Origin of the sequence: Bacillus sp. AFS029533, from assembly GCF_002585125.1 — a bacterium.
GTDB classification, from domain to species: Bacteria; Bacillota; Bacilli; order Bacillales; family Bacillaceae_G; genus Gottfriedia; species Gottfriedia luciferensis_B.
The window spans coordinates 113,131-138,774 of the sequence record NZ_NUQC01000021.1; the positions used below are offsets into that span (position 1 = coordinate 113,131).

The 25,644-nt window shown below is 32.3% G+C and carries 26 protein-coding genes and 3 tRNA genes; 9 read left to right on the top strand and 20 right to left on the bottom strand.

From position 1 onward, the window contains the following. Window positions 1-41: 41 nt before the first annotated feature. The 11 genes from COE53_RS11585 to COE53_RS11635 form a co-directional block, all read right to left on the bottom strand. On the bottom strand, window positions 42-605 hold the full coding sequence (locus tag COE53_RS11585) for a 5-formyltetrahydrofolate cyclo-ligase (protein ID WP_069034131.1): 564 nt from the start codon (window positions 603-605) through the stop codon (window positions 42-44). 117 nt (window positions 606-722) lie between these two features. Next, window positions 723-872: a 50S ribosomal protein L33 gene (gene rpmG, locus COE53_RS11590; protein WP_056475024.1), complete on the bottom strand. Its 150-nt coding sequence runs from the start codon at window positions 870-872 to the stop codon at window positions 723-725. An 85-nt stretch (window positions 873-957) separates the two neighbouring features. Further along, window positions 958-1,944 (bottom strand): nucleotidyltransferase family protein, encoded by a 987-nt coding sequence (locus COE53_RS11595; RefSeq protein ID WP_069034132.1) that lies wholly within the window; start codon window positions 1,942-1,944, stop codon window positions 958-960. A 118-nt stretch (window positions 1,945-2,062) separates the two neighbouring features. After that, the gene (gene phoU, locus COE53_RS11600) at window positions 2,063-2,716 is read right to left on the bottom strand and encodes a phosphate signaling complex protein PhoU (protein WP_069034133.1); all 654 of its coding nucleotides are present in this window, start codon (window positions 2,714-2,716) and stop codon (window positions 2,063-2,065) included. Between the two features lie 23 nt (window positions 2,717-2,739). Next, the gene (pstB, locus tag COE53_RS11605) at window positions 2,740-3,561 is read right to left on the bottom strand and encodes a phosphate ABC transporter ATP-binding protein PstB (RefSeq protein ID WP_069034317.1); all 822 of its coding nucleotides are present in this window, start codon (window positions 3,559-3,561) and stop codon (window positions 2,740-2,742) included. A 253-nt stretch (window positions 3,562-3,814) separates the two neighbouring features. Then, entirely contained in the window at window positions 3,815-5,983 is a 2,169-nt protein-coding gene (locus COE53_RS11610) for a peptidoglycan D,D-transpeptidase FtsI family protein (RefSeq protein ID WP_069034134.1), read from the bottom strand. 102 nt (window positions 5,984-6,085) lie between these two features. Beyond that, window positions 6,086-7,303 (bottom strand): MFS transporter, encoded by a 1,218-nt coding sequence (locus tag COE53_RS11615; RefSeq protein ID WP_069034135.1) that lies wholly within the window; start codon window positions 7,301-7,303, stop codon window positions 6,086-6,088. Window positions 7,304-7,419: 116 nt separating this feature from the next. Beyond that, window positions 7,420-8,028 (bottom strand): superoxide dismutase, encoded by a 609-nt coding sequence (locus COE53_RS11620; RefSeq protein ID WP_069034136.1) that lies wholly within the window; start codon window positions 8,026-8,028, stop codon window positions 7,420-7,422. 224 nt (window positions 8,029-8,252) lie between these two features. Continuing rightward, a tRNA-Ser gene (locus COE53_RS11625) sits at window positions 8,253-8,342 on the bottom strand. Window positions 8,343-8,354: 12 nt separating this feature from the next. Next, window positions 8,355-8,431: transfer RNA gene (locus COE53_RS11630), tRNA-Met, on the bottom strand. A 12-nt stretch (window positions 8,432-8,443) separates the two neighbouring features. Then, window positions 8,444-8,518 (bottom strand) — tRNA-Asn (locus COE53_RS11635). Window positions 8,519-8,832: 314 nt separating this feature from the next. On the opposite strand from COE53_RS11635, the gene COE53_RS11640 reads away from it, so the two are divergent. From COE53_RS11640 to ispG, 3 genes are all read left to right on the top strand, one after another. Next, complete coding sequence (locus tag COE53_RS11640; RefSeq protein ID WP_091024431.1) at window positions 8,833-9,591, top strand: DUF1189 domain-containing protein; 759 nt, start codon at window positions 8,833-8,835, stop codon at window positions 9,589-9,591. Window positions 9,592-9,709: 118 nt separating this feature from the next. After that, on the top strand, window positions 9,710-10,054 hold the full coding sequence (locus tag COE53_RS11645; protein WP_091024432.1) for a hypothetical protein: 345 nt from the start codon (window positions 9,710-9,712) through the stop codon (window positions 10,052-10,054). Between the two features lie 117 nt (window positions 10,055-10,171). After that, the gene (ispG, locus tag COE53_RS11650; protein ID WP_056475001.1) at window positions 10,172-11,272 is read left to right on the top strand and encodes a flavodoxin-dependent (E)-4-hydroxy-3-methylbut-2-enyl-diphosphate synthase; all 1,101 of its coding nucleotides are present in this window, start codon (window positions 10,172-10,174) and stop codon (window positions 11,270-11,272) included. 59 nt (window positions 11,273-11,331) lie between these two features. Here the strand turns inward: ispG and COE53_RS11655 are convergent, their stop codons facing one another. The 4 genes from COE53_RS11655 to COE53_RS11670 form a co-directional block, all read right to left on the bottom strand. Beyond that, the gene (locus tag COE53_RS11655) at window positions 11,332-12,414 is read right to left on the bottom strand and encodes a sulfate/molybdate ABC transporter ATP-binding protein (protein WP_098948061.1); all 1,083 of its coding nucleotides are present in this window, start codon (window positions 12,412-12,414) and stop codon (window positions 11,332-11,334) included. 11 nt (window positions 12,415-12,425) lie between these two features. Beyond that, complete coding sequence (cysW, locus tag COE53_RS11660) at window positions 12,426-13,307, bottom strand: sulfate ABC transporter permease subunit CysW (protein ID WP_069034140.1); 882 nt, start codon at window positions 13,305-13,307, stop codon at window positions 12,426-12,428. 2 nt (window positions 13,308-13,309) lie between these two features. Continuing rightward, complete coding sequence (gene cysT / locus COE53_RS11665; RefSeq protein WP_069034141.1) at window positions 13,310-14,140, bottom strand: sulfate ABC transporter permease subunit CysT; 831 nt, start codon at window positions 14,138-14,140, stop codon at window positions 13,310-13,312. A gap of 108 nt (window positions 14,141-14,248) precedes the next feature. Beyond that, a complete protein-coding gene (locus COE53_RS11670; RefSeq protein ID WP_098948062.1) occupies window positions 14,249-15,301 on the bottom strand; it encodes a sulfate ABC transporter substrate-binding protein in 1,053 nt (350 codons plus the stop codon). Window positions 15,302-15,742: 441 nt separating this feature from the next. On the opposite strand from COE53_RS11670, the gene COE53_RS11675 reads away from it, so the two are divergent. After that, window positions 15,743-16,507, top strand: coding sequence for an arylamine N-acetyltransferase family protein (locus COE53_RS11675; RefSeq protein WP_180242413.1), 765 nt, complete (start codon window positions 15,743-15,745; stop codon window positions 16,505-16,507). Window positions 16,508-16,621: 114 nt separating this feature from the next. After that, window positions 16,622-16,753: a hypothetical protein gene (locus COE53_RS24335; RefSeq protein ID WP_286143856.1), complete on the top strand. Its 132-nt coding sequence runs from the start codon at window positions 16,622-16,624 to the stop codon at window positions 16,751-16,753. A gap of 221 nt (window positions 16,754-16,974) precedes the next feature. Here COE53_RS24335 and COE53_RS11680 read toward each other — a convergent pair whose 3' ends face one another. Together COE53_RS11680 and COE53_RS11685 are read right to left on the bottom strand one after the other, a co-directional pair. Next, window positions 16,975-18,585, bottom strand: a complete 1,611-nt coding sequence (locus COE53_RS11680; protein ID WP_069034144.1) for a M20/M25/M40 family metallo-hydrolase — start codon at window positions 18,583-18,585, stop codon at window positions 16,975-16,977. 239 nt (window positions 18,586-18,824) lie between these two features. Then, window positions 18,825-19,280, bottom strand: a complete 456-nt coding sequence (locus tag COE53_RS11685) for a hypothetical protein (protein ID WP_069034145.1) — start codon at window positions 19,278-19,280, stop codon at window positions 18,825-18,827. Window positions 19,281-19,559: 279 nt separating this feature from the next. Here COE53_RS11685 and COE53_RS11690 point away from each other — a divergent pair, with 279 nt between their 5' ends. Next, entirely contained in the window at window positions 19,560-19,991 is a 432-nt protein-coding gene (locus tag COE53_RS11690) for a VOC family protein (RefSeq protein WP_069034146.1), read from the top strand. A 164-nt stretch (window positions 19,992-20,155) separates the two neighbouring features. Here COE53_RS11690 and COE53_RS11695 read toward each other — a convergent pair whose 3' ends face one another. Continuing rightward, entirely contained in the window at window positions 20,156-20,938 is a 783-nt protein-coding gene (locus COE53_RS11695) for an SDR family NAD(P)-dependent oxidoreductase (protein WP_217493001.1), read from the bottom strand. 1,048 nt (window positions 20,939-21,986) lie between these two features. On the opposite strand from COE53_RS11695, the gene COE53_RS11705 reads away from it, so the two are divergent. The 3 genes from COE53_RS11705 to COE53_RS11715 all read left to right on the top strand — a co-directional run bounded on the left by COE53_RS11705 (window position 21,987) and on the right by COE53_RS11715 (window position 23,635). Then, a complete protein-coding gene (locus COE53_RS11705; protein WP_069034148.1) occupies window positions 21,987-22,229 on the top strand; it encodes a hypothetical protein in 243 nt (80 codons plus the stop codon). Window positions 22,230-22,574: 345 nt separating this feature from the next. Further along, on the top strand, window positions 22,575-22,949 hold the full coding sequence (locus COE53_RS11710; protein WP_069034149.1) for a hypothetical protein: 375 nt from the start codon (window positions 22,575-22,577) through the stop codon (window positions 22,947-22,949). Window positions 22,950-23,149: 200 nt separating this feature from the next. Continuing rightward, window positions 23,150-23,635, top strand: coding sequence for a hypothetical protein (locus tag COE53_RS11715; RefSeq protein WP_139116359.1), 486 nt, complete (start codon window positions 23,150-23,152; stop codon window positions 23,633-23,635). Window positions 23,636-24,179: 544 nt separating this feature from the next. Here COE53_RS11715 and COE53_RS11720 read toward each other — a convergent pair. Together COE53_RS11720 and COE53_RS11725 are read right to left on the bottom strand one after the other, a co-directional pair. Further along, a complete protein-coding gene (locus tag COE53_RS11720) occupies window positions 24,180-24,893 on the bottom strand; it encodes a DsbA family oxidoreductase (RefSeq protein ID WP_098948065.1) in 714 nt (237 codons plus the stop codon). Window positions 24,894-24,918: 25 nt separating this feature from the next. Next, window positions 24,919-25,563 (bottom strand): NAD(P)-dependent oxidoreductase, encoded by a 645-nt coding sequence (locus COE53_RS11725; protein ID WP_069034152.1) that lies wholly within the window; start codon window positions 25,561-25,563, stop codon window positions 24,919-24,921. Between the last annotated feature and the right edge of the window lie 81 nt (window positions 25,564-25,644).

The following is a 25,644-nucleotide window of genomic DNA, read 5'->3' on the forward strand; positions in this document are numbered from 1 at the left end:
TTTACCTATTTTCAAACAAATCGTGTCGCATTATTCACTTATTAAATCGCTTCTATTATTCTTGATTCCGTTAAAACCAACGGCATCTTAATGTCATGTTTTTCTGTTGGTAAATCATCAATAATTTGAATGTCATAAGCTAAGGCTAAGAGTTGTTTATTATAATCTTCTAAGTAGCGATCATAATAACCACCACCATATCCTAGTCGTTCACCATTTTTTGTATATGCTACTCCAGGAACAATTATTAGATCAATACGTTCTTTTCTTATTTCCTCGCATTTTTCTTCGATCGGCTCTTGTATTCCAAAATAACCTTTCTTTAAATCATCAAATGAATTGATTTTGTAAAAATGCATTTTTCTAGTCTCATGGTTGCATTTAGGGACAACAACTGATTTATTCATTTTCCAACAAGCAGTGATTAAGTACTTAGTATTTATTTCATGCTCCATCGGCATCGTTGTTGCTATTATGTCTGCACTCTTCATTTGTTCAGTATTTAATAATTTATCTATAATTTGTTTCGACTTTTCGTCTCTTTCCGAAACTGAAATATTTTTCAAGTTTTTCATCATAGAATTTCTAATTTCTTTTTTTTCCATAATATTGGCCTCCTTAGGTCAGAATCGAGTTTTCTAAAGTAAGTTTTACTGATATGTATTCTAATTAAAATTATAAGTATTTAAATATAAAAAAAACAGTAGGAAAATTCCTACTGTTTACTTTGTTTCGCGATGAACTGTAACTTTTTTAAGTCTTGGGCAATATTTTTTAAGCTCAAGACGGTCTGGGTTATTACGTTTATTTTTAGTAGTGATGTAGTTACGATCTCCGCATTCTGTACATGCTAATGTAATATTTACGCGCATTTTATTTTCCCTCCTGACATAGTGACATAATCAGACTTGTATATAATAACATTCTTTCGCGATAATTTCCATAGTTTTTATTGATTCAATGTATTTCTTTTGATATTTTTTTTATTGAATTATGTACAAACTTATTCTCATAATTCAGAGTATATTTTTGAAAGACAGCTTGATGATGTAATACACTGCCTGAATCGATTCGAATATTAGAACTAATCGACACATATGGGCCAATTACACAGTTCTCTTCAATCGTAACATCATTTCCAATAATAACGGGAGAAACAATCTTAACATTATTATTTATCGTTACATGCTCACCTAAATAGATTCTCGGTAATATTTGAACAGCAGGAATAGGTAAGTTTAATTTCTCTTCAATCCAATCTACGTTTAGCTTCGCAAATCTTCTAGGTGTTCCATAATCAATCCAGTAACCTTTTAAATGAAAAGCATTTAAATAGATATTATTTTTCAACATTAATGGAATCAGATCATTACTAATGTCAAAATAACGATTTTCTGGAATCAGATATAATAATTCAGGATTTATAATATAAATTCCAGTATTAACTAATTTACTAATTTCACTACCTTCATTCGGCTTTTCTATAAAATCGATTATTTGTCCATTTTTTACTTTTACATTTCCGTATGAACCACACTTTTCAACTTGTTTTACAAACATAGAAAATTTACTTTTACTTTCTAAATGAGTTTTTAATGCATCTCTAATATCACCGTCAAATAAAATATCACCATTCACTAATAGAAAAGGTTCATGAAGAAAATGCTTAGATAGTCTTAAACAACCAGCAGACCCTAAACTTTTTTCTTCTATAATATAATCAATTGAAACATTTTTTAATTTCATTGCATTGATCGTCTCGATTATTGCTTGGGACATATAATGAAGCTGAATAATAAATTCATTAAACCCAAGTCTAGTTAAATGTAATATTAAATGCTCAATTGCCGCTCTATTTGCGATTGGTAATAGTGGCTTAGGAATGTTGTTAGTAATTGGTAAAAGCCTTTGACCGTATCCTCCAGCTAAAATAACAACCTTCATTTATTACCACCTCAATATCTTATACTAGTTAAAGAAGTATGCTTAATATTACATAAATATGACAAAAGGGCATTCAGGTAAATTTTGTCTGAACACCCTTTTATCTTATTTGACTGTTTTATTGATTTAATAAATAATGTTTCCCTTTAACTAAATAATAAATATTCTCTGCAATATTAGTTGCATAATCTGCAATTCTTTCAAGATATCTACAAATAAATGCCATTTGCATGATATTAGATACATGCTCAGGAGAATCTGCAATGCTTGACATCAGTGTTCTAACAGTTGTTCCATATAATTCATCAACAATATCGTCTATTTCACCAATCTCTTTAGCTGCTTGTAAATCCTCTGTACGATATGCTTCTGAAGCTTTTGTTAACATATCTAAGCCAAGTTCATGCATTTTTTCTATATTCTCTAATGGTAAGTTTTCTTGACGACTACGAATACGAATTGTCGATTTTGCAATATTTACTGCGTAATCTGCAACTCGTTCAAGATCATGAGCAATCTTGATAGCAGTTAAATTTCTTCTTAAGTCGACAGCAACTGGTTGTTGTCTTGTAATAATGACTAAAATTAATTCATTTACTTCTTTTTCTAATTTATTGATGCGATCATCTTCGTCAATTACTTCTAAAGCTAGTTCAATATTTTCAGTACGAAATGCCTCCATACTTTTAATGACTGCTTTTTTTGTTTTCTCAGCTAATTCGATAATCATTTCTTGTAATGATTTTAAGTCTGCTTCAAATTGATTTCTCATCTCTTTTCACCTGTTCCCTTCTATTATCCGAATCGTCCCGTAATGTAGTCTTCAGTACGTTTATCTTTAGGTGTTGAGAACAGTTTATTTGTATCTGAGAACTCAACTACTTCACCGCTTAAAAAGAAAGCAGTTTTATCAGAAACACGAGCTGCTTGTTGCATATTATGCGTAACAATAATAATACTAAAATCTTTCTTTAAATCATGAATTAACTCTTCAACTTTTAAAGTTGAAATAGGATCTAGCGCTGATGTTGGCTCATCCATCAAAATAACATCTGGCTCGATTGCTAAACAGCGTGCGATACATAAACGTTGTTGTTGCCCTCCTGATAGACCAAAAGCATTCTCATGTAAACGATCTTTAACCTCATCCCAAATTGCTGCGCCTTTTAAACTTTTTTCAACAATCTGATTTAATGTGGCTTTATCTTTAATACCATGTATTTTTGGTCCATATGCAACGTTTTCCCAAATTGATTTAGGGAATACATTTGGTTTTTGGAATACCATTCCTACGCGTGTTCTTAATTCTTCAACAGGATAGTTTTTATCGAAGATATCTTGTTCGCGGTAAAGAATCTTCCCTTCTGTTCGAACTGAAGGAACTAACTCAACCATACGATTTAACGTTTTTAAGTAAGTCGATTTACCACATCCACTAGGTCCAATAATCGCAGTAACTTCATTCTCATAAATACTTAAATTTATATTTTTTAATGCTTTATCTTGTCCATACCATAAATTTAAATCTTGAGTATCATATACAATTGATTTTTTCACGTTTGTATTTGTCTCTTCAAGGTCATCATTTTTAATAATATTCTCTCTATTTAATGTCATTGTCATAACTTTCGATCCCCTCTCATCCTAAAGGAAGCTTTCTATTTTTGATATATAAAATATTAACTAAACAATAGATAAACTTTATAATCGTTAAAATTCATTAGTACTTACATGAATAATCATATTCTCAAACTATTAAACCTGTTTTAACCGAATGTAAAGATTATGTAAATAAGTTCAGAATGTGAAGGAAGGGTGTAGAAAAGGAGATTTCCAAATAAAAAAGAGAAGGGTTTAATCCCTTCTCTTCTTATTGATTTTTATTTTGAGTGTCTTGGTTATCTTGACTATTTTGATTGTCTTGATTATCTAAAACGTCTTTTGGTTCGTCATTATAAATTGATTGTCTATCTTTTTTCAATTTAAAGTATTCATCCATAATATCTCGACCAATGTATTTATTTACTGGCGCTTGGTCAGTTTGTAACCAAGGAACTACTACTACAAAGGCAATTTCTGGATCGTCATATGGAGCATAACCCATTAATGTTTCATTATAAGTTTTTTGTGGCCCATTGTATTTTTTACGATCTGGACCGTCGTATACAGATTGGGCTGTACCTGTTTTACCGGCTATTTTATAGTCTACCCCTATGAAGTATTTGCGAGCAGTACCACCAGTCTCATTATATACTTTGATCAAACCTTGTTTAACATGATCGATATATGATTGTTTCATATCTATTCGATTTAATACTTTAGGTTTTACTTCTGTTCTAATAACACCATTATCTTCACCTATAGAAGGCTGTCTTATTTCTTTTGCAACATGCGGTTGAATTCTATAACCGCCATTAGCGATTGTAGATACATATTGGGCTAATTGAAGTGGCGTATAAGTATCATACTGCCCAATCGCCATATCTAGAAGGAAACCTGGGCTTTTGTCTACACCTTTAAATCCAATTGCTTCATTTGGTAAATCAATTCCCGTTTTAACACCAAGTCCGAATTGACTGAAACTATTTCGGAATGTATCAAACGCTTTTACATCGATATCTAAAGGCCTATTCTCTACGTAATGTGCATGTCCAATAGCCATTGCCGTTCTGAACATATAAACGTTTGATGAATACTTTAGAGCATCTAAATCATTAATCCATCCGAAGTTTTTATATGACGCTTTTACTGGTGTACCAGCAATTTTAATCGGTGTATCGAATTGCCTTTGACCTGGAGTAATTGCCCCCGTTTGATAACCAGTTAAAAGAGTTGCACCTTTAACTGTTGAACCCATCTCATAAGATGAAGTAAGATTTCCAGTTGCGTAATCGACTACTTTATTTTTTCCTGTCTTTTTATCTTTAACAATTTGCTTTCCTGACATAGCTAAAATTTCACCCGTTTTCGGGTTAATCATCGTAACAAATGCTCTGTCCAAATATCGACCATTTGACGTGGCTTTAGCTTGTAAAAGCCTATCTTTAATTATTTCATCAACCTTACCTTGAAGTTCCATATCAATTGATAGTACTAAATCACTTCCGGGTTCCCCTTCTGTAATCACTTTCGTATCAACAACATTTCCATTTGAATCAATAACATTTTGTGCCTTACCTTTTGTACCACGTAAAACATCTTCATATTGCTTTTCAATATAACTTTTTCCTACACGATCATTACGGTCATAACCACGTGCTAAATAATAATCGACATTCTGAGCAGGTAATCCTTCTTTTTCAGAAGTAATATTACCTAAAATTGTTCGGAACGTATCACCATAAACGTATTTTCTTTCCCAATTAGTCGTTACATCTACACCTGGAAGTTGGTCCAAATGTTCACTAACTGTTGCATATTCTTTTTCAGTAACTCCCTCACTTTTAATTGTTTGTGGAGTTAGTGCATAACCAGCACTCATTTGCTTGTAAATTGCAAGGATCTGTAAGTCATTTGCACTAAGTGAATTGATATCATCTGCTGTAATTTTATCAAGCTGTAAGTTATAGTAAGCTTTATTGTAAGCAGCGTCATCATCTTTATTTTGAGCTTTTAGTGTTTTATCCTCTTCTTTTGATACTAATTTTTTTGCATCTTTAGGATTTGTTAATAACCAATAATCTTTTTTATCTCGTTCAGTTATTTTATTAGTTGGCATTTTTAGATAAGTTTTTAACTTTGTAGCCATTGTTAATAACTCACCTGAAGTTGTCCCTTTTTTTCGTGTATACGTAATTGTACGTAAAGGCGTATTATCTACGACAACCTTTCCGTTACGATCTAAAATTTTCCCCCTTGGTACAGCTTGATCGACGGTCATATTTTCTGTACGCTCTAATTCTAATTTATAGTCTTCACCTTTAACTATTTGTACGACACCTAATCTTAGAATTAAAAATGAAAATAAGACAAACACAAGAAAAAATAGTGTATTCAGTCGGGTTGGTAATGTGATTTTATATTTCTTAGGCTTATTCATTTTTTCTCCTCTTTTTTCTACAATTACTAATTCTACATATTAATATTTTAATGAGTCGGAAAAGGAATCACTGCTAAGTTTTTGACAATTTAGTGACAATACTTAAGCGTGCTTATATTCTAATTTCCTCATCACGAAATAGACCAAAAAGTGTCCTGCACCAAATAAACACATTAATAATGGAATAACTTGTTCTGGTTCGAATAGTGATGTACATACAATGAAAACTGCAATCGAAAACATTCTACCGCTATTTAAATACACTTCACGTATTACGATATATTCCACTCTATATTCCCTGGCCTTATACGATTTTCCTATTATATCATATGTTAAAGATAAGTAAGGTACTAAAATGATTGGATATGCCAAAGAAATTATTGCACCGTAAATGATTAATAAAGGAAACGAAACTTTAAAAGCGATTACAAAAACGGCGCAAAATAGTAAAAAGCCACCAATAAATATAGCTTTCATTCTAAAATTTTCTTTTATAATTCTTGTAACAATATAATAGGTAATAAAGCTAATTAACGATGTAATTAATCCGTATTTCCCTAAAGCAAATTCACTTCCAGTTGATAAGAAAATATAAATTGAAATAACAAACATAAAAATCCCTTCACGAATCCCCTGAAAGAAATTAGCATAAGTTACTTTCCGCCAATTTTCATTTAATTTTCTTTCCTGAATGACACGCTTAATATTGAACTCACTATCAAGTTCCCGTCTAACTAAGAAGCAACTTAAGACCACTGCACATATAAATAAAATAACAGCAGCAAGAAACACAAAATGATAACCTTTATTTCCAATCATTGAAGAAATAATTGCTCCGGCTATAAATGGGCCAAGCATTCCCGTGAACGAATTAATTAGCCCTAAAAAACCATTAAAAAATTGTCTAGTTTCGGGTTCAGTAACTTCAAACGTTAATAAGTTAAACGCCAAATAGTAACATCCATTTCCAATTCCTAAAATCGCTCCAATCAAAATTGTTGCTAATAATGTCTTCGTTTCGAAAAGTAAAACGACTATGTAGAATATTGCCAAAAAAGAAATACCCACCCTTAAAATGACTACTCGATCAATTGTTTTAGCTAATCTGCCTGCTATAACGAATGTAAGGGCTTGAAAAAATGCGATCGAAAATTGGTACGAAGCAATTGGTAAATAATTATTTGATTGCTTCCACAAATAAACATTTACAAATGTGCTAGATAAAGCGGTCGCTAGAGTAAACAATCCACCGACACTTAGTAAAAGAATTAAATCTTTATTTAAATCTACGTCACCTAATAAAAATTTCCACTTACTCATAATAAACTCTCCTTTGTCTCATGAACTAGTTTTCCGAGTAAATGAAAATTTATCCTTTTTTAAACATAAAAAAAAACACTACTTAAATAAATTAAGTAGTGTTCATTTTTTATAAATTATTTAGCAGCTTGGTATAATTCTTCTACTTTTTCCCAGTTAACTACATTCCAGAATGCACCAACGTAGTCAGGGCGTTTGTTTTGGTAGTTTAAGTAGTAAGCATGCTCCCAAACATCTAAACCTAAGATTGGAGTTTTACCTTCCATTAATGGTGAATCTTGGTTAGCTGTGCTAGTCACTTCTAACTCACCATTGTTTACTACTAACCATGCCCAACCAGAACCGAAACGAGTTAATGCAGCTTGAGTGAAAGCAGATTTTAACTCATCTAAGCTACCGAATTTAGCGTTAATTGCTTCAGCAACTTCTCCAACTGGAGTGCCAGTGCCTTCTGGAGTTAATAAAGTCCAGAATAAGCTATGGTTAGCATGTCCACCACCATTGTTACGTACAGCTGTACGGATACCTTCTGGAAGTGCATCTAAGTTTGAAATTAATTCTTCAATTGAAGAAGCAGCTACTTCTTTACCTTCTAAAGCAGCGTTTAAGTTTGTTACATATGTATTGTGGTGACGAGTGTGGTGAATATTCATTGTTTCTTTATCAAAGTGTGGCTCTAATGCATCATAAGCATAAGGTAATTGTGGTAATTCAAATTTTGACATTTTTTATTTCCTCCCAAAGATAATAGTGAATTTCAATTTAAAGTTATCAAATATACTGAAAGATTTCAATAGTAATGCTCAGAAAAGGGAAAGAAAGTAAAAAAGATTAATTTTTGGAAGAAAAATAAATCTGGACCGTAAGCATTAAAATCATCCTTAATTAATTTAAAAACTAAAACGAAAAAAGTCTTCAACATGATAGTTGAAGACTTTTTCACTAATTAAGGAGTAAGAGGGATTCGAACCCCCGCGGGCTGTTACACCCCTGTCGGTTTTCAAGACCGATCCCTTCAGCCGGACTTGGGTATTACTCCATAATAAAATATTGGTAGCGGCGGAGGGAGTCGAACCCACGACCTCACGGGTATGAACCGTACGCTCTAGCCAGCTGAGCTACACCGCCAAAATATATAAATGGCTCCGCAGGTAGGGTTCGAACCTACGACCACTCGGTTAACAGCCGAGTGCTCTACCACTGAGCTACTGCGGAATAATTCTTGTTGTCCTTAAGACAATATTTAATTTACCATGTTTCAAACTAGACGTCAACACTTTTTATTATTTTTTTATTATTAATTTATAATAACTATTTTTTAGTGAAAATAAATTGGTTTAAAGGGGTTTAAAGCCAAGCTTAAATACAATTCTTAAAACCATTGTCTTACTCTTCTTATTTACTCTTATCATTTTAATTAAAGTTTAATATTCAATTACCAAAAAAAGATTATAATATACAAAATAGCCCGAAAGTTACATAATAAATTTCGGGAAGTGAAATAACATTAAATAAGAAAGGATGAGTTTATGAATATATTTAAACAATTTTGGTTTAGTTTATACTCTCCAAAAACAATATCAAGATATAGACTCCAAAAAATCGGTAAAACAATCTTTTTTCTTTTCCTACTTGCAATTTTATATACTCTTCCGGGTTTCTTTTCATTTGAAAAAAACGTGAAGCTTCAGGTGAACAATGTTTCTCATTTGCTTAAAGATAATATCCACTCAATTTCTTTAAACAAAGGAGCTATATCAATTAACGATAATACGCCGTTCGAACGAAATATCGGCGATTATAAATATGCTTTTTATCCAAATGAAACAGTTATTCCTTCAAAATTAAAAAATGAACAATTTACTGTTGTTGTTTTAAAAAATAGAGTAATTATCAAAAATGATAAAGGCGAGCAAGATTTCCCTTACCCTTCATTAAAATCTAAAAAAATAAACAAAGCAGACGTTTCAAATTTTATTAAAAATATAAAAGAAGCTCTTCCAGTATTTTTAATCGCATTATTTTTCTTATTTTATTTAGGATCTTGTATCTTCATATTTATAGTTGCTACATTATTAGCGTTTTTAACAGCTTTATTTAAGTCGACTAAGCACTTACCCTTTAGACAACGCTTTGCAATGGTTTCATATAGCTTAACACTACCGACTGTTATCTATTTATTGCTAGGATTATTGAAAATCAATATACCATTCCAAACATTAATTTTTATTTTAATAACAGTTGTTATGTACACTTTAACAATTAAAAATTTACCAACTAAAAAATAATGTTTACTGAAGTGTGTTTCACACTTCTTTTTTTTTGCTAAAATATTTATTAGTCCAAGCTCCTAATAGGAATATTCGTTGTGGACAAGCATATAGTCTACAAAAGGAGTGATTATTAATGAAAAAAATAGCTTTTTTACTTGGTTCTTTATTGCTTGCATATATAATATTCTTTGATTTACAAGTAGGGACGATCCCAACTAAACATATTGCTACAGTGGCAAAAGCAACAAAATCTGAAACAAAATCTGAAACAAAATCAATCTCACTTCCAAAATATGAAAAAATTCAAGTTAAAAACGGTGACACTGTTTTAGGAATTATCGAAGACCTTAACCCCGATTTTAACCAGCCAATTAGCCAAATTACAAAAGATTTTAGTGCATTAAACAATGGTCTTTCACCTACTAAAATTCAAAGTGGAAAATCATATAAATTCCCAATTTACTCTCCACAAAAATAAAATTTGTGATATATTTCTTTAGAACCAGTTGATAAAATGAGTAATCATGAAGAAAATATGATAATGTAGATTTATACAAAATAGAAATAAAGTTATTTTTGAAGGAGCGAGTTACTCGTGAACGAAATTACACATAGAAGTAAAACACGTGCAGTTAAAGTAGGTAATGTGGTTGTTGGTGGAGCAAATGAAATTTCGATCCAAAGTATGACTACAACAAAAACACACGATGTTGAAGCAACAGTTGCAGAAATTAAACGACTTGAAGAAGCTGGATGTCAGATTGTTCGAGTGGCAGTACCAGACGAAAGAGCTGCAAATGCAATCGCTGATATTAAAAAACAAATTAACATACCACTTGTTGCAGATATACACTTTGATTATAAATTAGCCTTAAAAGCAATTGAAGGCGGAGTAGATAAAATAAGAATTAATCCAGGTAATATCGGTCGTAAAGAAAAGGTTGAAGCAGTAGTAAATGCTGCTAAAGCTAAAGGAATTCCGATTCGTATCGGTGTTAATGCTGGTTCATTAGAAAAACGAATCTTAGAGAAATATGGTTACCCAACTGCTGATGGAATGGTTGAAAGTGCATTACATCATATTAAAATCCTTGAAGATTTAGATTTCCATGACATCATCGTTTCGATGAAAGCATCAGATGTAAACCTAGCAATTGAAGCTTATGAAAAAGCTTCAAAAGCATTCGATTATCCTTTACATTTAGGTATTACTGAATCAGGTACTTTGTTTGCTGGTACTGTTAAGAGTGCCGCTGGTTTAGGTGCGATCATTAGTAAAGGGATCGGAAATACAATGCGTATCTCATTAAGCGCAGATCCAGTTGAAGAAGTAAAAGTTGCAAGAGAATTACTTAAATCTTTCGGTTTATCATCAAATGCTGCGACATTAATTTCATGTCCTACATGTGGTCGAATTGAAATTGACTTAATTAGTATTGCGAATGATGTTGAAGAATACATTTCAACATTAAAAGTACCAATTAAAGTTGCCGTTCTTGGATGTGCAGTAAACGGTCCTGGTGAAGCACGTGAAGCAGATATCGGTATTGCTGGAGCTCGTGGTGAAGGATTACTATTCCGTCACGGGGAAATCGTACGTAAAGTACCAGAAGCAACAATGGTTGAAGAACTAAAACGCGAAATCGACATCATTGCCAAAGAAAAACTAGCTGAACTAGAAGCAGCAAAAGGTTAATAATAACAAAAAGGTTAAGGACATTGCTCCTTAACCTTTTTTATACTTTTCTAATCTTGTCAGATCGAATAATCTTGAGGAATAAATACCTTCAATTCATTTGGACGGACAAATACCCTTTCTCCAAGTTGAATATTTAGCTCGTAAAATAATTCGTTCATGAGTTCAATTTCAACATAATCATTTGTATCCTCTCGTAGAACCTCCACATATACGATTGGTCCTACAGCATGAATATGGGTTACGATTGCACTGATCGACGTTTGATTTGTTTCAAACTTTTCGATTGTAATTTGATGAGGACGAACATAACCGGTAACCTCATTATGTTCTTTATGTTCATGTTCAACTAATTCTGGTAACGGAATTTCTAATCCTCCACTTATTAAGCTTCCTTTATTTATCCTTCCATGAAATAAATTTACTTTGCCAAGAAAATCATAAACAAACGGACTTGCTGGTGTATGGTAAACTTCCTCAGGTGTTCCGATTTGTTCAATCGTCCCGCCATTCATAATGACAACTCGATCTGCAACTTCAAGTGCTTCCTCTTGATCATGCGTTACAAATATACTCGTAATATGAATTTCATCATGGAGTTTACGTAACCACCTTCTTAAATCCTTTCTCACTTTTGCATCCAATGCCCCAAATGGTTCATCTAATAATAATACACTTGGTTCTACAGCCAATGCTCTTGCTAATGCAACACGTTGTCTTTGGCCACCAGATAATTGAGAAGGAAATCGATTTGCAAAGCTTTCTAATTTTACTAAAGATAGTAATTCCATCACTTTCTCATTAATTTTTCTTTTTAAAGGACGTGTAGCTCTTGGTCTAACCTTCAAACCAAAAGCAATATTTTCAAAAACAGTCATGTGCTGAAATAAAGCATAATGCTGGAATACAAACCCTACATTTCTTTCTTTCACTTGCACATTTGCTACATCCTGATCTTCAAAAAATATTTCACCCAAATCTGGATTTTCTAAACCGGCAATGATTCGCAACAATGTTGTTTTACCAGACCCAGATGGACCTAATAAAGCAACTAATTCCCCTTTTTTAATATTTAAATCAATTCCTTTTAAGGCATTTTCATTTTCATAACTTTTCATTACATTTGAAACTTTAATTGACATACAATCCTCTCCTATTGTTTCTCTTCCTTTAGAACTTTCCATTCAATAATATTTTTAATAACTAATGTCAGAATCGCAAAAATGGACATGAGTGACGCAACTGTATATGCTTGTGGAAATTGGTACTCATTATATAAATTTTCAATTTGAAGTGGCATTGTAATTGTTTCGCCGCGAATATGTCCAGATACAACAGATACAGCACCAAATTCTCCAACCGCTCTTGCATTGCATAATATAACGCCATACAAAAGTCCCCATTTAATTTTCGGAAGTGTCACCTTCCAAAAAATATGCCATCCGTTCGCACCCAAAGTTAGCGCAGCCTCTTCTTCAGCACTGCCTGTTGCCTGCATAACCGCAATTAATTCTTTCGCAACAAAAGGCAAAGTGACAAAAATTGTTGCTAAAACAATTCCAGGTGTTGAAAAAATGATTTTCAAATTATGTTCCTTTAACCAACCACCAAAAATCCCATTATTCGGACTAAATAATAGAACAAATAAAAATCCTGCTACAACTGGCGACACTGCAAAAGGTAGTTCAATTAAAGTTACTAATATATTTTTTCCTTTAAAATTAAATTTCGTTGTAGCCCACGCAATCGAAACACCAAAAATTGCATTAAGCGGTAACGTAATAATCGTTACCAAAAACGTCAATTTAATTGCTGCTAACGTCTCATCATTTACAATCGCTTCTTTATAAACTCCAAAACCATCTTGTAAAGCCTTTATAAAAATTGAAACTAATGGAAGAAATAAAAATAACGCTAAAAAAAGTATGACAATACTAATTAACATGATCTGAATCGTATTGCCGTTCAATTTTGCTCTTTTATCAGTATTAGCATTCACTTCTAGTTCTCTCACAATCTTAAATTCTCTTTCCATTCTTAACCCTTACCCCCTTGAACAAAAGCACGATTTGCGTATCTTTGAAAAATACTAATGATCAATAAGAGTAAAAAAGAAGTTACTAATAACACAACAGCAAGTGCGGTTGCACCCGAGTAATCATATTGCTCTAATTTTGTCATAATTAACAAGGGTGTAATTTCAGTCTTCATTGGCATATTTCCCGAAATAAACACGACAGACCCATACTCACCTAAGGATCTTGCGAATGCTAAAGAAAATCCAGTCAATAATGCTGGTAAAATCCCCGGAAAAATTACTTTCCAAAAAATTTGAAAACGGTTTGCACCTAGACTTGCTGCTGCTTCCTCAACATCTTTTTGAAAATTTTCAAGAACAGGTTGAACCATCCTAACTACAAATGGTAACCCGATAAATGTAAGAGCTATAATAATCCCAAGTGGTGTATAAGCTATTTTGAAAGAGAAAAATTTACCAACCCAACCATCAGGAGAATACAATGTAGTTAAAGTAATACCAGCAACTGCAGTCGGTAATGCAAAAGGTAAATCAATGAATGCATCTACAATTCGTTTACCAGGAAAACGATAACGTACAAGCACCCAAGCTACTAATAAACCAAAAACAGCGTTAATAATCGCAGCAATAAAGGCAGTTCCAAAACTTACTTTATAAGACATTAGTACTCTATGTTCACTAACAATTTTTATAAATTTTGACCAACCTATATCGAAAGAATGCAAAAACAGCACCGATACCGGAAGAAAAATAAAAAAACTTATATATAATATTGAAAATCCAAATGTTAATCCAAATCCAGGTAGGATTCTTTTCTGCTTCTTAAACAAATTTTGTCAATCCTCCTTAAAATAAAAATCAAATAAAGAAGACTTGGCTTAAGCTCTAGTAAAACGCCCAATAAAGTCCAATGTCCTCTTTATTTTCCACTTACGTGATTATTGATAAATTTGGTCAAATACTCCACCATCATCAAAATGCTTCGATTGAGCTTTACCCCATCCTCCGAAATCTTTATCAATTGTTAACAGTGGCAGGCTAGGATATTGTTCACTATATTTAGCTAGTATCTCTTTATCTCTTGGACGATAATAATTTTCGGCGATGATCTTTTGACCTTCTTTGCTATAAAGATAAGATAAGTACGCCTTTGCTACTTCTTCGGTTTTCTTTTCCTTCACATTTTTATCTACAACCGCAACAGGTGGCTCAGCTAGAATACTAATCGAAGGATATACAATTTTATATTTCCCCTCACCTAATTCCTTCTCTGAAAGTAATGCTTCATTTTCCCATGCAATTAACACATCTCCAATTCCTTTTTCAACAAATGTAGTTGTTGAACCACGTGCGCCAGTATCTAATACTGGAACGTTTTTATATAATTTCTTCATAAACGCTTTTACTTTTTTCTCATCGCCATTATATTTTTTGTCTGCATAGCCCCAAGCAGCTAAATAATTCCACCTTGCACCACCCGAAGTTTTTGGATTTGGAGTAATGACTTGAACTCCTTTTTTCGTTAAATCATCCCAATCCTTAATATTCTTCGGATTTCCTTTCCTTACTAAAAAAACAATTGTTGATGTATAAGGAGTTGAATTGTATTTAAATTCTTTTTGCCAATTAGGGGATATTAGTTTTGCCTTTTCATTGATCGAATCAATATCATATCCAAGAGCTAGTGTAACTACATCAGCATCTAAACCGTCGATTACTGCTCTAGCTTGCTTTCCAGAACCACCATGAGACTGCTTAATTGTTACAGTTTGGTGATGTTCTTTTTCCCAATATTTACTAAAAGCTTTATTATAATTTTCATATAATTCACGAGTTGGATCATAAGAAACATTTAACAATTCCACTTTTTTATTTGCCGCTTCAGTATTAGTAGCCTCAGATTTATCATCCTTCAAGGTCGCATACAATACTCCCGAAACTGCTAATACAACAACTACCGAACTAATAACCCATTTCTTTGCCCCCACAATAATCTGCCCCTCTCAATTTCAATTTTCCGATTTTTATTTGTACCCACCTCTACACTTCAACACATTAAAATCTCCCCTTTAAGGCACAAATGTAAAGAAAACTCGTCGATTGCCTAGCCTTTTAGGCGAAGGCAGAGACGTAGTTGCACTTATACTTTATTCCTATAATTGGCCACTACGCCGAGTACTCCTCATCGCTGCCAATTTATCCTTTTTAAAGTGCAAAAAGACCCTTAACTAATGAAAATAGTTAAGGGCCTTTGGTCTTCCAATCAGCCATATTGATTTTTTATATAAGCTTAATAATAAACACACTATTCCTATGTGTCAACTATGATTTTAGAAAATTTTAAATTATTTCTCTTATTTTTCACTTTTTATACAATCCTCATTGTATACTCATTATATTTACTATTTACATTAAATTTTATGGAGGATTTCATGCTAATTGAGTCATATTTTAAACACATCCGTTTAAATAAACCCCAAACAATTTCATATTCCTCATTAAAACAAATTCATAAACACCACTTACTTTCAATACCATTTGAAAATATCGATATTATTTCTCAAATACCGCTCTCAATGAATCCTTCTGAAATTATGAAAAAAATAGCAAATGGTAAGCGTGGTGGGATTTGTTTTGAAACGAATTCATTACTTTTTTCAGTTCTACAGGAATTAGGTTTCAATGTATCATTTATTTCAACTAAATTTTGGAATGAAGAAAAACAGTGTTGGAATCCCGAATTTTCACATTTATCAATATTAGTCAAAATTGACGATCAAAACTATCTCGCAGACGTAGGAATTGGTGGCGGTTTTTTAGAACCACTCTTGTTTCGTGACCATTATGAATACTCAGATTCAAATGGATCCTATCGAATGATTAAACAAGACGATTCGAATTTCATACTTCAAAAATTCAGTGAAATTTGGAAGGATTTACTTTTCATTTCAACTATCCCAAAACAACTCCAACAATTCGAAGAACAATTTCTATACTTCCAAACTAGTAATGAAACAATTTTCACCCAATATAAAATCGTCAACTTATTAACGAAAGAAGGAAGAATTTCATTATCAGATCACCAATTAAAAGTAACGAAAAATCATAGAATCTGTCTAACTGAAATAAAAAGTCAAATTGAGTGGCAATCCATTTTTAATAATCTATTTAATCAAAAAGCAGAAATAAAAGGTTAAACGATTTTGCCATACCTGAATATTTACCTTTTACTCCCTTTACTCCTAAAACTTCTAATAAATTAGTTAATTTTGCACAAATTAACTGTAATCGAAGTGAAGGGAGCAAATAAATTGAAAAATCGCGAAAAGCAAAACAGCAATATAAGAGAAAGAAGAGAAGATGAAATAAATAATATAAATCAGAGCCAAAAAAATAACCAACCACTTCCTCAGGCAAAGGATATTGAAGAAATAGAATATTAAATAAAAATAAACCTTCTTTTTTAGAAGGTTTTATTATGTAGACAAAATACTAAAATTTGATTTTCAGACTGATTGCAAGCGCTTGTCTTTCGAGGCGCGAAGCCTGGTGAGGAGCGGAGTTACCTTAAACGGTAATGAGCACCGCAGACAGGCGAAGCAACGAAGAAAGCGAGCGTTTGTCAACAGTCTGAAACCTTCTAATTTAGAAGGTTTACTTTTTGTCATCTCATTTTACTAATCATATGAATCACTTCTTCTACTATATAAGGCACTTCTTCAAAAGCATTTCTAATATGTAATCTCTCCGTTAACTTATGGGCATCTTTTCCGAACGGTCCGATATTTAATACAGGCGCATTTAATTTTTCCATTAAACTAAAAGGTAAATTATAACTATCTCCCCATACAGGTGTGTTCAACTCGAATGCCGTCCATCCGCCAGTCGAATCGCTGTAATTAACATAACTTAAGTCGCTTATTCCATTAAAATAGTGAATACGTTTTACAGGTAAATTAAACTGGTTATTAGCAAGCTCAGAAGAAAATTTAATACACTGCTCTACCAACTCATCTTCAGTAGAATTTATTGCTGGATAGTAAGGTGGCGCAAATAATATGATAATAGCAGGTGCAAGCTCCTGACATTCAATCATTAAATTGTCTGCAATTCTAAAGGACTTCTCACGATCATCCCACTCACTGTGCGAATGAATTTCTTTTTTTAGGTTCAACACATATTCTTCGCCGAGCTTTTTTATTGCATATTGCTGCAAGTCTGTATATTGGATAACTTTTACTTTTCCAATTGGATTTACGTTATGTCTTTTACAAATATTTTCATATTCAAAATTACATTCTTCAGCAGCTTCATGTGCTATTTTTTCGAATAAATTAAAAACCTCAGAAGCATTTCTTTTCATTAAAAACACATTGTATAGCGCACATGAACGAAAAGGTGTTTGAGTCGAATACTCTAACCTCAAGTCCTTCTGCTGTAGTGTAACTGGTAACGGAGTCTTCTCACCAAAATCAGTCTCTTGAAATTCCTCATTCCACTCCATTTTTCTAGTTAAAAAAGATGCAATATATGGAGATGTTATCCCACTTAATGGTTCCCCAGCATGAGTTTCTTTTCCATAAAATAATGCTGCTGGCATTATTTTACCAATTGTACCAGAGTAAATATAATACTTTGGATCTCCTGGTTCTTGTGAGAATACGGGCTCACCATTTAAAAATAACTTAATATTCAAATCATATTCTTCCTGTAGATTGACAAGTGTTGAGACTGCGTCACGCATTCCAGCCGAATTTACCTCTTCATCAGGAACAGTTAATAATAAAAGATTAATTGGCCATTCCTCAATACTAGCTTTCTCAATAAGACTCATATGCATCGCAAGTCCCATTTTCATATCCATCGAACCACGACCAAATATATATTCACCAGAATTCAAATCATTTTGAACTTCTTTCGAAAATTCATTTAGCCGTTCATGAAAAGCATTTGTTAAATCCTCAATTTTTGTAGACAGATGTTCAAGCTCACCATATTCTTCTGTATTTACCGTATCAAAATGACTGATCAGACAAATGGTATCTTTTATATCTGGCCTTTTATACAATGCAGTTAAAAATTTCCGACCTTTATCTGAATCATGTAACTTCAGTTGATGTGGTAGGTCTTTAAAATATTGCAAACCAGATAGCTTGTTAAATAAATTAATTGGAAATTGCCGTTCCCCATCTGTTAACGTTATACTTTTCCAACTAACTAGCTCTGTAAGTAATGTTTTCAAGTTTTCAGGTGAATTCCATAGCATCTTATTCATATCTGTCCCCCATAATCATTCTGTAGTTTAAGTTTCAATATCTCTAAGATTGTTAATAGGTAATTCGATCAATATCTCACCTATTCTAGAAATGTAACTTAATACCTTTTTTTAATAGTAGAAACGATAAAAAATAAAAAACCATCTATTACTAGATGGAAAAAATTAAAAGCAGTATATTGTCAGAGTAGTCCTTAAAACTTAATCTAATTACGAGCGCTTGGCAGGCTGTCTGACGCTTAATATTGAGCACCATTTATATTCCATACAATAAAAGTACACACAAAAATTAGTCCAAATAAGAACATCAATATAAATCCCGATAATTTTGCTAACCCTTTTTCTTCTTTTATAATTGCTATTACACCTGTAATTAAGCTTGCAAAAAGACAAATATAATAAATATAAAATGATAAAACTTTTATTGTATTTAAAGTTTCGATTGTAAATGCAAAAATTGCACTTATTAAACTCCCCAAAACAAAAAAGTATGCTAACTTACCAATTTTTTGGCTAAACTTTATTACGCCATTTGTAATAATTCCAAAACAACTAATTAAGGAAAGCCAAAAAATTCCTTCTAAGATTCTTCTACTAACAATTGGCAATGGCTTAGCAAAATGTCCTATTAATGAAATAAATATGACAAACAATAATATGAAGACATTTCTTCTATATTTTTTGAGCTCCTGCAAACCACTCAGCCTCCTAGGCTATAAGTTTATTAAACATCTTGCCCCAATGCATACTATTCAACAATAGAGACAATTCCCCTCTATTTAACAGATAAATTAATAAAAAAAAAAGAACAAAAGTTCCCGTTTCATGTCGAAAAACTTTTATAAAGCCCACATTGCAAACGTATGTTCTTTATTTTATAATTTAGATATGGATAGAATAGAATATGGTACTGGATAGACAGGCGTTCAGAATATTTGAGTCATATTTCTTTCAAATTAAGGAGTGAAGTGGACATGTCATTAGAATTAATCCCTTATTTAATCATGGATGGAAATGCTCAAGAAGCAATCAATTTTTATGAAAAAGCACTTGATGCAAAGGTATTATTTAGTCAAACTTATGGAGAAGTTGGAGACGATTCAGAAGGAAAAATACCGTCTGATGCTAAGAATTTAATTATGCACGCAACGATCCAAATCGGAAAATCCGTATTAATGCTTTCAGATACTTATCCTGGTTACCCGTTCCAAAGTGGAAACCAAGTAACAATTTGTATTTCCACAAATGAAATTGAAATTTCAAAACGATTTTTTGAAGGCCTTTCAGAAGGTGGCGAAGTAGAATTACCTTTACAAGATACTGGATTTAGCCCATGTTACGGTAAAGTAGTAGACAAATTTGGCGTACTATTCCAAGTATTTACACACCCTGCTGGACAGCAATAATCTTATTATTAATTCCTCACCTATTCTTGAATACATTGCTTGTTTAATTTTACATATTTCTAAACTTCCAGGTACCAAAAAATTAAAATTTTTAGTTAGAAATTTATACATAATTTACAACAAAAAAACGACTCGGCAAAATATGTCTGAGTCGTTTTGATAAATTATATTCTTCTTTGGATATACCTTACAACGTTCGTAACTAATTTTCTTGGCATAAATCGAACAGAATTTGCTAGTATTTTATTCGTCATTCCTGGAATCACAATTGTTTTTCCACCTCTAAATCCCTTATATGCTACTTTAGCAACATCTTTTACATTCCCAACGCCACTTTGGAATAAATTTGATTCATGCATATTAGCACGTTTTCCAAAATTAGTTTCTGTTGCACCAGGACAAACAGCCGTTACATTAACATTTGTTCCTTTCAGTTCATTGGAAAGTGCTTCAGTAAAAGAAAGAACATAAGACTTTGTAGCATAATAAACAGCCATTAATGGTCCGGGTTGAAATGCTGCAGTGGATGCAATATTCATTACTCCACCTTTATTTCTTTCAATCATCCCTTTTAAAAACAGTTTTGTAAGATGTGTAACTGTACGTATATTTAAATCAATCATGTTTAACTCTTCGTCTAAACTTGTAGTTGCAAACTCCCCAAATAATCCAAACCCAGCATTATTCACTAAATAATCAATTTGTATATTTTTAGCATTTAGTTCCTTTTGTAAAGAAACTATTTCCTCTTCCTTAGATAAATCCTTTGAAAATAGTTGAATCTTTACTTTCGACATTGATTCAATTTCACTTTTTACTTTCATTAAATTATCAATCGATCTTGCTACTAAAACTAAATCGAATCCATCTTTTGCAAATAAAATAGCTAATTCTTTACCAATTCCTCCAGATGCCCCTGTAATTAATACGGTCTCGTTTGTCTTCATCATTTTTTCTCCTTACTGTTCACACTTATATTATTTATCGATTAATCCTAATTGAGATTATATGTTTAAACATTTAAACATATTGGATGAAACTTACTATACCTTATAAAAGATAAAAAGACAATCATATATTGCCCTGAGAATGTTAAAATAAGCAAGCATGCTTAACTTATTTCACAAGTTTCTTTTCAATCTGCTCTGTTAAAGCAGATTCTTGATTTTCTTTTGAAACTAAATGGCAGTAGATAACACAATAACTGATTATTTATATTATCTTAAATTAGGAGTGAACTATAATCAATACGATTATAAGAATAACAGGAATTGCTTTATTTATTATAAGTATACAAGTTTTAATTAGGGGTATTGTTCCTAGGTTCAATAGCGATCAGTTTAAATTCAAATTTATTTTATCACTAGTTCCAGATCAGTATGCTTTATTAGCTTATATCATTATCCTCATTATTGGCCTTTTCCTTATAACTATTACAAAAAAATTTGATAATGAGTAAAAGGATTATCAAAGCAAGGTAAAGTTATTGAACTAACTCATTGATTTAGTTATATAAGATATTAGGAGTGAGTTGGAAGAAATGGATATGATAATTAAGGAAATAAATGAACTTTTTCTGACCTTAAATTTTAATAAAATAGTGATTAATGATATAGAAAACTTTGAATTCAATGGCGAGTATTATATGCTAACAAATTCTGGAAGTAACTACTATCTAGAATGTGTGTGCATTATCATTAGAAGAAGCTATGAGGATTTGGAGGCATATTCTTCAAAACTATATTCATTTGATGAATTAAAAGTAAATATTAAGAATGATATTACGAAACTCTTATTCAAATAATGCAATGCATTGGTTAAAGATCACGAGTTGTTCACAGCTCGTTTTTTTATTCAACAAAATGGCAGATTAGTACAATAAGGAATTTGCAAACTTATAGTTAAAAATGGAAAAATATATTAATGTTAGTAGTATCATCTTAGGAAAATCTTCTTAGTGAATATAATAAATTGAGTAACTAAAGGAGAATAAAAATGAAAAAAATTCTTTTGTTTTCAGTAAGTTTTATCATATTATTTGTTGCTTTAAATGTATTCTCAGGTATGCTTTTAACGGTATTTTATCAGCCTGATATAGCTAATCAATGGAGTAATATTTCAAAATTGCCAAATGAGGTTGTTTTTGTGGAAAATTCATCTGTATCTCCATTCATTATTACAATGTTATCGGTTATTATCGCATTTGTTATACAAAACCGTTTTGCTAATGCTAATTAAAATATAATTGAGTTAACTAACTAATGCGATTCTTCAATAACGAAGGAACGTTTAATGAACTACTTCATATGTCCATAAATCATCTTTCATAGTTCTTAATGAAGTAATGAAACTACCTTTTTTCTTTATTTCAGTAGGAGAGATCACGAGTTGCTAACAGCTCGTTTTTTTTATGCAACAAAATGGCAGATTAGTTAAATAAGGATTTCGCTAAAAATAGTAGTTCTTTTTCTTCATGTAATAGGAAAATATCTTCCAATTGATTCATCTTTAGGTTCGTAGAAGGATGTTGTATTGCTTGAGTGGAATGTAACTTTAGAAAATAATTAAAAAAAGGAGATTTATATGAGGAAAATTTTAATGATGTTTTGTTGTACACTACTTTTATTTGGTTGTTCGATGAACTCGAAAACAGAAAGTAAAGCTAGTCAAACTGTTGCAATTGTTGCCGTTACGTCAGTTAACACAATTGTTTATACCTCAAAAGAAAACAGTGACCAATTAAAAGAAATTGAAAAAGGGTTTGACGCAAAAAAGGTGCAATCTGGACAAAACGAAACCCCAACGACTGATTTAACTCTCTCGTTTATCAATGATTCGGGTAAAAAAGTGGAATACAATGTGAACTACAAACAAAATTTAGTAACTGCTTTAGGTGGAAAAGTATACAAACTTGATTCTAAGACAATCCAATCTCTTCAAGAACAGTTTATGAATTAATTATGTTCAACTAACGCAGTGCATTATTTGATAAACGTGATCGACGATTTTGTCGGTCCTTTTTTATTGAACAAAATGGCAGATTAGTTCAATAAGAAAAAGAAAATTTTCACTATGGTATATCATTTCAGGACTAATTAATTGGTATAATCATATAGAATTAATTTTAATTAAAATACAATTTAATAAAGGGGTTCAATATGACTAAAATGAATTTACCGTATGGAGTAACAGGGGGATATTACATGCCTGGAGAGGATCCTGAGCCACCCTCAATAAATAAGTTCGATTTTTATGAAAGATGTAAAAAAATAGCATTAAAAAAACATATACAATATGAGATATTAAGATATTTAGAAGAAGATTGTAATAATTTCTATGCAGTAAAGTTTTTCTTTCTACCCCAACCTATATATGCAGTTGTAAATGCGGCACATCCATTTATAGCATTTTGTCTTGATGATGAATACAGTAAATTTGGAAACTCATTCCCATTGTATTTTATCGACTATGAAGAGTTGGCAGAAGAGTTTTCGGGGTATACAGTTATGAAAGTAATTGAATTGAACAAGCAATTTAATATTGAAGAACATGAGGAGTTAAGAAATATTCGTACTATTAAAGAACAAGTCAAATATTGGAACCCTATAACAATTGGTGATGTAATGTTTAATTATTGGGATTAATCTTGGTATCGCCTTTAAATTTCGTATAAATCAATTTAAATAAAGCTTTTTCTTGTTCAACTAAAGCATGCGTTAGCTTAACAAGCCACAGTAAAAAGTCGGTTCCTTAGCGCACAGGAATTCGACTTTTTTTAGATTGGAATTTACTTAGCGTCTGTTTCCCGTGTTTTGTTGGTAGGACCCGGGTACAGACAACAAGTCGGAAAAATAGTACGTTAAGGCTACAAGCTTTAATATGAAAGGAAAGTACCGTTAACGAGTGTTTTGGAACTAAAAACTAGTTAGTTTAAAATGTACCCAAAATCGCTAGTTTTTAGTTCCTAAACCTATTCCCCAAAAACAAAGTTCCATCAAAACAAATCAAAAACCTTTTTGAAAGTCTTTAGAGAACTCAAAAACAGTCCATTTCCTTCTTAAAATTTGCATAGGATACAAAAATTCCAAAATGATGGCGGCACCACTTCAAGATTTGGAACAACAATACCTGATCCTTGAAATACTATATTATTCTTTTGAGATTTCTGTATCTTTTTTTGAGTATTCATTAAAATTTACATGTTCCATCTGAACAATAATCATCGTGCGACGACTTTAATTTATACTTTTCAACCTTAGCATTCGCGTACTCTTCTTTCCAAACCCGTTGTAATATTTCTAAAAATACTTGGCTAGGTTGTGCTCCAGAGATGGCATATTTATCATTCACTACGAAAAAGGGCAAGCCCTGAATCCCAATTTTTGATCCCTCGGCTCTATCAGCTGCAATATTCTTGCTATATTTATTATTTGCTAAAACATTCAAAGCTTCGTTGGCATCAAGACCTATCTCACTTGTAAGTCGAGCAAGTGTTGCATGGTCACCGATATCTAGTGAATCCGTGAAGTGAGCTTTCATAATACGCTCCATAAACTCCTGCATCTTCCCATTCTTTTTTGCATAATAAGAAAGGAGAAGCGCATCATATGAATTCGTAGGAATCATTGTATCAAATTGATAATCTAACCCAACCTCTTTCGCTTTCTGTATAAATTGATTGTTCAATGCTTTTGCTTTTTCATATGGGATACCATGCTTGGATGATAATACTTGATGGATATCCATTCCTGTATTTTTTTTCGCATATGGATCTAATTGAAAACTACGCAATACGACTTCTACCTCTTCTTTGTGTTTAAACTGTTCTAACCCTATTTCAAATTGACGTTTGCCAATATAATAAAATGGGCAAACATAGTCCGACCATATCTCAATTTTCATTTTGAATGCTCCCTTTTAAGCTGATTTAATTATTATAGACAATGGGCATTCTTCTGATCAATTGGCTTTGTCGAGCAGCAGTATACATGAATTTCGCCACATTTTCCCTAGAGACGGACATTTTACCTGGCTGATCGCCGAATGAATAATCATAAGATTGCCCTTTGTATTTGACATTAGGATTAATAATTCGAACGACTGTCCAATCCAGGTTCGAATGTTTAATAATTCCTTCCAGCTTTTTCATTTCGACATAACCGTTTGGCAAAAAGATCTTGGCCAATATTCCCGGCACCACCGTCGATAAGTTTTTCTTATCGTCTTCAGATTGCAAGGCCGGTGTCGCGAGCGTAATCAACCTTTTTTTATTGAACTTCTTCATCGCTTTGACAATCAGGTCATGTCCATCGGCGACCGGCGTTCCTTTAAGCTTTCGCGACATATCAGACGGAGGTCCTAAGGCGCTGATCACGACATCCGCTTCCTCAACTGCCGTTTCAATGGCTGAAGCGTTCGAGAGTTCCCCCGTTACAAGCCTCAAATTGGAATGATTTAGCTTTATTTTCTCAGGGTTTCTAACATATGCCGTAACGAAATCTCCGTTGTCTAATGCAAATCGCGTTAAAAGTTGACCGATTGCACCGCTTGCACCAAAAATAGTGATGTTCATGGTCTTCTGCCTCCTTGTGTTATGGTGTCTTGAATAAAATCCTTCCATTTCTGTGCCTCGATTAGCGTAGCCGTTTCTCAC